We start from the raw sequence: 7,327 nt of genomic DNA, 5'->3' as shown, positions 1-7,327 counted from the left end.
TCGAAGGCGATGACGTGGTCGATCTCGCACTCGTGGGCGTCGACGGTGCAGCCGGGGTGGCGGCAGGTGCCGTCACGCAACCGGATCCTCTCGGCCAGCGCCGGGGTGATGAAGTACTTGAGCACCGCATCCGGTGTGTCCTGGACGCCCGGTTGCGGGTCGATCAGCTCGAACCGCACTGTGGCGTCACCGCCGGAGAGCAGTTCCTCGCACAGCCAGTCGAAGCTGGCGTAGGCGCCGTTGACGAACTGCACCCGGTTGGGCAGGCCCTGGGCGATGCTGTCGATGATCGAGATCCGGATGGGCTTGTCGGTGCCCCACGACGCGCCCAGGGGCGGGCGGTCACCATGGGGACGCTCATCGCTTTCGGGGTCGTGCAGGGCGGTGCCGATGTCGTCGGTGTTCGGGTCCCCGAGGGCGCACAGGGCATCGGCGCGCAGTTGGTCGCGGGTGCGGGGATGGCCCGAATCGCAGGCGGCGCGGGCGGCGGCCTCGATGCGGCGGCGGAGCTTCTCGGCGTCCCCGCTGGGCAGGTGGGCCCACATGCTGGTCATGCCGTCGCGGTCGGAGCGGAATCGGACGGTGCGCTGCTCGACGGCCTCGGCCACGGCGTCCTGGGCGGCCCGGGGGTCGTGGCGTTCCCTGGCTGCGTCGACCGCGGTGTCCAACGCTGTGCGGCTAGGGCGGTGGCCGCCGTCCAGGTCCCGGCACAGGGCTCCGATGACCTCTGATTCCACTGCCGCGATGATCTCATCGGGGATGCCGGCCAGCCGGCAGGCGGTGTCGATGGCCAACTGTTCGGGCAGCAGGCCCCGATCGACGGCCTTGCGCAGCAGCGGAAGGCGGGTGTGGATCTGCACCCCGGCGGTCACCAGACGCCCGGCATGCCACCCGGTCAGCGACATCGCCGCCGCCAGGTGATCACGCGCCCGATCAGCCGGATCCAGGCGGGCGAACGCCGGACGCGGACGCGCCTTGTCATCGTGGGTGGCCTCGTCGAGCCGCCCCATCGCTTCAACCAGGTGATGCGCGGCCTGCAACCGGGTAGCCGCGGCGAGGTTCTGCGCCAGAGTGGCCGACCGCGCCACCTCGCTCAGCGCCTCGGCGCCAAGCGTGTCGAGAGCCTCCGGCACGGCGCGCAGCGCCCCGAACGCCGCCGAGCTCGTCGTCGTCATCATCGGATCCACCACCGCACCCCCCTGCGCCAATCGAACTCGCCACCATTCGAACGTGTGATCCATCTTATCGCCCGGGGCGAAATAGCACAAGTGTTCGATCCAGAATTGCCGGGCAGGGCGTCCAGACCACCCGGTGACCACACGACAGCGGCGCCTCTCCACTGGAGGAGAGACGCCGCTGGTGGCACCGACCCCGTCGGGTCGCCGTGAGTGGGATCAGGCCGAAGCCGCTGGTCAGGCAGAGGCGCCCTTGGACTTGCCGGCCGACTTGAGGTCGTTGCACGCCTCGACGACCCGCTCGGACATCGCCTGCTCGGCCTTCTTGAGGTACGAGCGCGGGTCGTAGACCTTCTTGTTGCCGACCTCGCCGTCGATCTTCAGGACGCCGTCGTAGTTGGCGAACATCTGACCGGCGATCGGGCGGGTGAACGCGTACTGCGTGTCGGTGTCGACGTTCATCTTGATGACGCCGTAGCTCAGCGCCTCCTCGATCTCGCTCTTGGCCGAGCCCGAGCCGCCGTGGAAGACGAAGTCGAACGGCAGGTCACCCTCGTTGAGGCCGAGCTTCTCCACCGCGACCTCCTGGCCCATCTTGAGCACCTCGGGACGCAGCACGACGTTGCCCGGCTTGTAGACGCCGTGGACGTTGCCGAACGTCGCGGCGAGCAGGTAGCGCTGCCCGGTGTTGCCGGCCCCGAGCGCGTCGATGGTCGCCTCGAAGTCCTCGCGGGAGGTGTAGAGCTTCTCGTTGATCTCGTTCTCGACACCGTCCTCCTCGCCGCCCACGACGCCGATCTCGATCTCGAGGATCTGGTTGGCGCTGGCCGTCTTCTCGAGGAGCTCCTTGGCGATCTCGAGGTTGCGGTCGAGCGGGGTGGCCGAGCCGTCCCACATGTGCGACTGGAACAGCGGGTTGCGCCCGGCGTCCACGCGCTCCTGGGAGATCTGGATGAGCGGGCGCACGAAGGTGTCGAGCTTGTCCTCGGGGCAGTGGTCGGTGTGCAGCGCGACCAACACGTCATACTTCTCGGCCACGATGTGCGCGAACTCGGCCAGCGCGACCGCGCCCGTCACCATGTCCTTGACGTTCAGGCCGGAACCGAATTCCGCTCCACCCGTGGAGAACTGGATGATCCCGTCCGAGCCCGCGTCGGCGAATCCCTTGATGGCCGCGTTGATGGTCTCGGAGGAGGTGCAGTTGATCGCGGGGTAGGCGAAGCCCTCCTTGCGAGCCCGGTCGAGCATGTCCTTGTACTGCTCCGGGGTGGCGATAGGCATTGACGATCCTCCAGATTTCGGCACTGTGACTCATCCCATCCTACGAGGTACCGCGAGGTGGCGGGCCCCGGAGGACCAGCGGGGGCACGGTTTCAGCCGTTTCCCAGCAGAGCGGGTCTACGATTCCCGAGGTGAACACGCACCTGGTGGCCGAACAGGCCCAGCACGTCCTGGCGCTCGGTCCCGGATTCATGGACCCGGAGTTCTGGCTGTCCGGCGACGGACCGTTCGGCAACGCGATACTCCCGGCTCTCCTCGCCGTGGTCTTCATCGAGTCCGGTCTGCTGTTCCCGTTCCTCCCGGGCGACTCACTGTTGTTCACCGCGGGGCTGCTCACCCAGCAGGACAACCCCTTCGCACCGCTGTGGGTGGTGCTGGTGGCCGCCCCGATCGCGGCGTTCCTCGGCGACCAGGTGGGCTACTTCATCGGCAACCGGTGGGGCCACCACCTGCGGGAGCGGCCGGACGGGCGGATCTTCAAGCAGGTCTACATCCGCGAGGCCCACGAGTTCTTCGACAAGTGGGGGCCGGCAACGATCATCCTGTGCCGCTTCGTGCCGATCGTCCGCACCTACGCGCCGCTGGTGGCGGGCATGGCCGGGATGCGCTACCGCGTGTTCGTGCTGTTCAACATGGTGGGTGCGGTGTTGTGGGCCGCGGGGGTGACCGCACTCGGCGCATGGTTGGGGCAATTCGCGCTGATCAAGGAGCACATCGACCTGATCCTCATCGGGATCGTGCTGATCTCGGTCATACCGATGGCCGTCACCGCCGGGCCGAAGCTCGTCGACCGCATCCGCAACGGGCCCTCCGCCCCGGCGGCCTGAGCCGGGTTCCTACCGTGGTCGTCCGCCCCGCCAACGGAGGGCGGCGGCTGTCGCCCCGACCACCAGGACCACACCGATCCCCTGAAGGCCCGGGGAGTCGTCCGCCCCGCCGAGGACGATCGCCACTCCCCCGAGGCCCACCACGCTCAGCACCCCGACGAGGACCAGGGCGAACCCCGCTGCGCTCCTCATTCCTCCACCCATTCCAGCAGGTCCCCGGGCTGACACTCAAGCACGCGACACATGGCCTCGAGCGTGCTGAACCGCACCGCCTTGGCACGCCCGTTCTTCAGCACCGCGACGTTCGCCGGCGTGAGTCCCACCCGCTCCGCGAACTCACCCACGCTCATCTTGCGCCTGGCGAGCTCCACGTCGATCCGCACGACGATCGGCATCACACCACCGTGTCCATCTCGGACCGCAACGAGGTGGCCTGCCGGAGGAGCGCCCGCATGACGACCATGAGCAGCGCCGCGACGGTGATGATGACGACGACGAGGAAGAGCAGCAGCGGCAGTCCGGGATCGTTCGCGTTGACGCCCACGAGCACCAGGACGAGCACGAGCATCCCCCAGGCCGCGACGATCGCCCCGAGGATCACGTCGACCCAGATCAGTGACGCGTCGGTGAAGATGCGGTCGTCCTTGACCAGCGTGAGCAGCTTCCAGGTGGCCACCACCACGACCTGGATGCACAGCACCCAGTAGATCGACACCGCCGTCAGTGGCCACCGCAGGTGTGCGTCGCCCGGCGATGTCTCAGCCATGTGCGCGAACTGCCCGGGCAACGACATGGTCTGCAGCAGGAGCAGTACCGCGAACAGCACCACCAGGGACACCCGCAGTGGCAGGACCGCTCGTCTTTCGATCTGCATCTCACGACTATGGATGATTACCTATCGAAAATCAATAGATCGCTCCCGCCCCTCGGGTGGCACAGCCCAGGTCAGCACAGCCCAGGTCAGTACAGCCCAGGTCGGCCAGCCCAGGTCAGCACAGCTCAGGTCGGCGCAGCGTGCTCGCGGACCCACGCGTGCATCGCGATCCCCGCGGCCACGCCCGCGTTGATGGACCGGGTCGAGCCGAACTGGGCGATCGACACGGTCTTCGCCGCCCGTCGTCGCGCGTCGGCGCTGACCCCGGGACCTTCCTGACCGAACAGCAGCACACACTCGCGCGGGAGCCGGGCGGTCTCGAGCGGCTCGGCGCCGGGGAGGTTGTCGACGGCGACGACCGGCACCCCCTCGGATTCGGCCCAGTCCATCAGCGCGGCCACGTCCTCGTGATGGCGCAGGTGCTGGTAGCGGTCGGTGACCATCGCCCCGCGACGGTTCCACCGACGTCGTCCCACGATGTGCACCTCCGCCGCGAGGAACGCGTTGGCCGTCCGGACCACGGTGCCGATGTTGGCGTCGTGACCGAAGTTCTCGATGGCCACGTGGAAGGGGTGCCGCCGGGTGTCGAGGTCGGCGACGATCGCCTCTCGCCGCCAGTACCGGTAGCGGTCGACCACGTTGCGGCGGTCGCCCGAGTCGAGCAGGTCCGGATCCCAGCGGTCGCCCGTGGGCCGCGGCTCACCGGGGCGCTCGAGCTCCCACGGTCCGACGCCCACGAGCCCATCGCCCCACTCGGTCGGCCCGGCGGCGGGATCCGCCGTCGCCACCTCGCGGTCGGCAGCGGGGCCGCTCACGAGGTGAGTCGTCGATTGACCAGCCTGATGACCCGCCCCGGCCCGATCTGGGACGCCAGGTACATCGCGGTGGCCTGCGTACCCACCGGCCGGTGGACCTCGCGACCGAGGGCGCCGCGGATCCGACCCAGCACCCCGGACGGGGTGCGCCGCGTCTGCTCGGCCAGCCCGAGGATCTCGCCGGCCACGTCGGCCTCGGTCAGGCGGACGCCCATGTTCCGCATCCCGGCGGTGTCGACGCCCTCGAGCATGCCGGTACCCACGTAGAGCGGCCACACCGAGCACACCCGGATGCCCTTCGGCCCCCATTCGAGGTCCAGCGCCTCGGTGAGGCCGCGGACGGCGAACTTGGTGGCCGAGTACACGGCCATCTCGGCCTGGCCGTAGATCGCCGACGCCGAACAGAGGTTGACCACGGTCGGGGCCGGGGCCTTCTCCAAGTATCCGAACGCCGCCCGGCAGCCGTACATCACGCCTTTGACGTTGACGTCCACCAGCGCGGAGTCCCGCTCGTAGCTCGCATCCGTGAACGGCATCCCGTACAGCAACCCGGCATTGTTGACCAGGACGTCCAGCGCGCCGCCGGAGCGGGCGGTCAACTCCGCCAGGGCGGACTCCCAGGCGACCGGGTCGGTGACGTCCAGCGCGCCGGTGACCACGCGGTCGTCCCCCCGCGCCCACTCGCACGGTTCCAGGTCGAAGGCACCCACGAGATAACCGGCGTCGGCGAACCGGCGCGCGGTGGCCTCGCCGATCCCGCGACCGGCGCCGGTGATCAGGACCGTGCGGATCCCGGTACCGCCCGGTGAACCGGGGCCCGCAGCACTCATGCCGACCGCCCGGCCGTGCGGGCCGCGGCCGCCGTGCCCGTCAGCAACAGCAGCGCGGCGGTGGCGTAGGTGTCGATCACCCCGACGTCCAGGCCCCGCGCGAGCGCCGATCCGCCCTCGGTCTTGCGCCTGAGCAGGATCAACGCATCGCTGAGCAGGAACACCGGCCCCGCCACGGCCAACACCGAGGCGCCGGGCCCGGACCGACGATCGACCGAGGTGGCCAGCGCCGACAGGGACGCCAGCAGTGCTCCGTACGCGGCCAGTGGGGCGTTGGCCCGGTCCTCGGACAGCAGGATCGCACCGGCGACGCCGGCCGCCACCCCGTGAACCGCCGACTGGACCGGCTTGACCCTCAGGCCCGACCGGAGCATCAGCCCGCCGAGCGCGAGATGCCCCACCCCGAACGCCGCCGCGCCCGAGACGAGCCGGGAACGCGAGCGGCTGGCGTGTCCTCCACCGAGCATGAGGATCACGTCGCCCGTGGTATACGCCGCACCGGTGACGGAGAGCAGTGCGGTGTCGACGGGGCCGAGGCCACCGTTACCCGCCCCCGCGCCTCCTCGGGCGCCCTCACGTAGAGCGATGGTCAGCGCCGCCGGGACGATGAGCGGCTTGCAGAGCTTCTCCAGCGGGCCGAATCCGGTCGCCTTGGCCACCTCCGTGCCCGCGGCCGCGGCGAGGAACGCGGGCCCCTCCGGCCGGGAGGTGTCCATGAGCGAGAGCACCCGCTCCCGCAGCGCCTGCGCCAGGACGGTGGGGAAAGCCCTCGCCGTCGTCCTATCGGACGCCGTCCCCTTTGTCGTCGTGCGTCTCGTCGTCGTCCACTCGGCGGTCATGTCACTTCAGTCCCAGGTCGGTCAGGCCGAGCAGGGCGCGGTACTCCACGCCCTCGGCCCGGATCACGTCATCGGCGCCGGTGGCACGGTCGACGACGGTGGCCACGCCCACCACCTCGGCGCCGGCCTCGCGCAGGGCGGCCACCGCGGTGAGTGGGGAGTTGCCGGTGGTCGTGGTGTCCTCGACGACGAGGACCCGCTTCCCCACGATGTCCGGTCCCTCGATCCGGCGCTGCATCCCGTGCTTCTTGGCCTCTTTGCGGACGACGAACGCGTCGATCGGCCGGCCCGGCGCGTGCATGATCGCCGTGGCGACCGGGTCGGCGCCGAGGGTCAGTCCGCCGACCGCGTCGAAGTCCCAGTCGTCGGTCAGTTCACGCAACAGACGGCCGATGAGCGGCGACGCCTCGTGGTGCAGGGTCGCGCGGCGCAGGTCCACGTAGTAGTCGGCCTCGCGGCCCGAGGAGAGGGTGACTCGGCCGTGGACGACGGCGAGCTCGGCGACCAGCTCGGCCAGGCGCGCTCTGGCGGTCGAGTCGACGGTGGCGGGGACGGACATCGGGCTCCTCTGATCGGCCGCGACGGCGGCTGCGGCGACGGTATCGGTACCGGGGTCGACTCTAGACGCGCGCCACGACAGAACACGACAGAAGGAGGACGGGCCGGTCGCGTGATGCGACCGGCCC

The 7,327-nt window shown here is 70.0% G+C and carries 10 protein-coding genes; 1 reads left to right on the top strand and 9 read right to left on the bottom strand.

Annotation, left to right across the window (positions count from 1 at the left end; translation table 11 throughout):
• Positions 1-1,175: DUF222 domain-containing protein (locus G6031_RS12120; protein ID WP_241737329.1), on the bottom strand; the 1,175-nt coding region annotated here is incomplete at its 3' end.
• Positions 1,176-1,412: 237 nt separating this feature from the next.
• Positions 1,413-2,456, bottom strand: coding sequence for a class II fructose-bisphosphate aldolase (gene fbaA, locus G6031_RS12115; RefSeq protein WP_182645043.1), 1,044 nt, complete (start codon positions 2,454-2,456; stop codon positions 1,413-1,415).
• Between the two features lie 191 nt (positions 2,457-2,647).
• Here fbaA and G6031_RS12110 point away from each other — a divergent pair, with 191 nt between their 5' ends.
• Positions 2,648-3,283: a DedA family protein gene (locus G6031_RS12110; RefSeq protein ID WP_182641626.1), complete on the top strand. Its 636-nt coding sequence runs from the start codon at positions 2,648-2,650 to the stop codon at positions 3,281-3,283.
• A 9-nt stretch (positions 3,284-3,292) separates the two neighbouring features.
• On the opposite strand, the gene G6031_RS12105 is transcribed toward G6031_RS12110, so the two are convergent.
• The 7 genes from G6031_RS12105 to pyrE all read right to left on the bottom strand — a co-directional run bounded on the left by G6031_RS12105 (position 3,293) and on the right by pyrE (position 7,200).
• Positions 3,293-3,475 carry a hypothetical protein gene (locus tag G6031_RS12105; protein ID WP_182653389.1) on the bottom strand — a complete coding sequence of 61 codons (183 nt, stop codon included), beginning with the start codon at positions 3,473-3,475 and terminating at the stop codon, positions 3,293-3,295.
• Positions 3,472-3,678: a helix-turn-helix transcriptional regulator gene (locus G6031_RS12100; protein WP_179523505.1), complete on the bottom strand. Its 207-nt coding sequence runs from the start codon at positions 3,676-3,678 to the stop codon at positions 3,472-3,474. The genes G6031_RS12105 and G6031_RS12100 overlap by 4 nt, the downstream gene beginning before the upstream one ends.
• Complete coding sequence (locus tag G6031_RS12095) at positions 3,678-4,157, bottom strand: DUF2975 domain-containing protein (RefSeq protein ID WP_182653388.1); 480 nt, start codon at positions 4,155-4,157, stop codon at positions 3,678-3,680. The genes G6031_RS12100 and G6031_RS12095 overlap by 1 nt, the downstream gene beginning before the upstream one ends.
• 125 nt (positions 4,158-4,282) lie before the next feature.
• Positions 4,283-4,972: an RNA methyltransferase gene (locus tag G6031_RS12090; protein ID WP_347238489.1), complete on the bottom strand. Its 690-nt coding sequence runs from the start codon at positions 4,970-4,972 to the stop codon at positions 4,283-4,285.
• The gene (locus G6031_RS12085) at positions 4,969-5,802 is read right to left on the bottom strand and encodes an SDR family oxidoreductase (protein ID WP_182653387.1); all 834 of its coding nucleotides are present in this window, start codon (positions 5,800-5,802) and stop codon (positions 4,969-4,971) included. The genes G6031_RS12090 and G6031_RS12085 overlap by 4 nt, the downstream gene beginning before the upstream one ends.
• Positions 5,799-6,641 carry a lysoplasmalogenase family protein gene (locus tag G6031_RS12080; RefSeq protein ID WP_187702257.1) on the bottom strand — a complete coding sequence of 281 codons (843 nt, stop codon included), beginning with the start codon at positions 6,639-6,641 and terminating at the stop codon, positions 5,799-5,801. Before G6031_RS12080 ends, G6031_RS12085 begins: the two co-directional genes overlap by 4 nt.
• A gap of 1 nt (position 6,642) precedes the next feature.
• Complete coding sequence (gene pyrE / locus G6031_RS12075) at positions 6,643-7,200, bottom strand: orotate phosphoribosyltransferase (protein ID WP_182653386.1); 558 nt, start codon at positions 7,198-7,200, stop codon at positions 6,643-6,645.
• Positions 7,201-7,327: the final 127 nt, after the last annotated feature.

The sequence above is a fragment of the Dietzia sp. CQ4 genome (assembly GCF_014145125.1).
Classification (GTDB): Bacteria; Actinomycetota; Actinomycetes; order Mycobacteriales; family Mycobacteriaceae; genus Dietzia; species Dietzia natronolimnaea.
This window is presented reverse-complemented; position numbering and strand designations above follow the sequence as displayed.

What these genes read in the sequence shown, in the direction of transcription:
- G6031_RS12105 (WP_182653389.1), bottom strand. Translation starts at nt 3,475, where the DNA reads ATGAGGAGCGCAGCGGGGTTCGCCCTGGTCCTCGTCGGGGTGCTGAGC.
- G6031_RS12080 (WP_187702257.1), bottom strand. Translation starts at nt 6,641, where the DNA reads ATGACCGCCGAGTGGACGACGACGAGACGCACGACGACAAAGGGGACG.
- G6031_RS12100 (WP_179523505.1), bottom strand. Translation starts at nt 3,678, where the DNA reads ATGCCGATCGTCGTGCGGATCGACGTGGAGCTCGCCAGGCGCAAGATG.
- fbaA (WP_182645043.1), bottom strand. Translation starts at nt 2,456, where the DNA reads ATGCCTATCGCCACCCCGGAGCAGTACAAGGACATGCTCGACCGGGCT.
- pyrE (WP_182653386.1), bottom strand. Translation starts at nt 7,200, where the DNA reads ATGTCCGTCCCCGCCACCGTCGACTCGACCGCCAGAGCGCGCCTGGCC.
- G6031_RS12110 (WP_182641626.1), top strand. Translation starts at nt 2,648, where the DNA reads ATGGACCCGGAGTTCTGGCTGTCCGGCGACGGACCGTTCGGCAACGCG.
- G6031_RS12085 (WP_182653387.1), bottom strand. Translation starts at nt 5,802, where the DNA reads ATGAGTGCTGCGGGCCCCGGTTCACCGGGCGGTACCGGGATCCGCACG.
- G6031_RS12095 (WP_182653388.1), bottom strand. Translation starts at nt 4,157, where the DNA reads ATGCAGATCGAAAGACGAGCGGTCCTGCCACTGCGGGTGTCCCTGGTG.